Raw genomic sequence first — 843 nt, forward strand, 5'->3', positions numbered from 1 at the left:
ATTGGAGCCGGGGGCTGATCGCGGTGGCGGCCTTTGCCCTGCTGCTGATTGGGGGGGTGAATATCCTGTTGCTGTTCGGGCTGGCGGCTCTGGTGGGGCTGCTGCTGTATGGGCCCAAAAAAGGCCCACTATCGGGGATCCCGATTTTACTCCCTTGGCCAGTATTGACGTTGGCCCAGACGGTAGTGGCCACGGTTCCACCGGAAACCCTTATCCTGAGCAGCTTTTGGGGTCTGGAGCGGATTGGTGCCTATTTCTGGCCTTTGACCTTGTTTTTCCTGAAAGTAGGCGGCACCATCTTCGGGGGAGGGCTGGTGATCATCCCCTTCATCGCCGACGAGGTGGTGGATCAGTTGGGCTGGTTGACGCCGACAGAGTTCTTGGATGGGGTGGCCATTGGGCAATTTACTCCTGGCCCGGTGGTGCTGACGGCAGCCTTTATCGGCTACAAGGTGGCAGGGGTGCTGGGGGCTCTGACGGCAACAGTGGCCATCTTTGCCCCTTCTTTTGCCTTTATTTTGCTGGCAGCTCCGGTTCTGTTGCGCATACGGCACAATGCTTGGGTGAAGGGATCCCTGCAGGCAATTACCCCAACGGCCCTGGGGGCTGTTGCTGCGGCTACAGTGCCCTTGGCCCAAAATGCGCTGCTACAACAAACAACTCCCGCTTCGCTGGTGGCTTTGGGGATCGGGGTAGCGGCCTTCATTGCCTTGATGCGCTTTCGCCAGCCCACTTGGCTGTTGGTGTTGATGGGAGGGGGGGCGGGTTTGCTGGCCCGAGGTCTGCTGGCCTAAAGGTTTTGCTCCCTGGCCCTGCTTTCTCCTTGGGGGTGAGGGAATGACC

The 843-nt window shown here is 59.7% G+C and carries 1 protein-coding gene; it reads left to right on the top strand.

All coding sequences use genetic code 11. The annotated features are described in order from the left end of the window. A partial coding sequence (locus NW837_RS15615; RefSeq protein ID WP_414332598.1) for a chromate transporter occupies positions 1-794 on the top strand: 794 nt, incomplete at its 5' end. Positions 795-843 lie beyond the last annotated feature (49 nt).

The organism is Synechococcus sp. R6-10 (assembly GCF_047461815.1).
Lineage (GTDB): Bacteria > Cyanobacteriota > Cyanobacteriia > Thermostichales > Thermostichaceae > Thermostichus.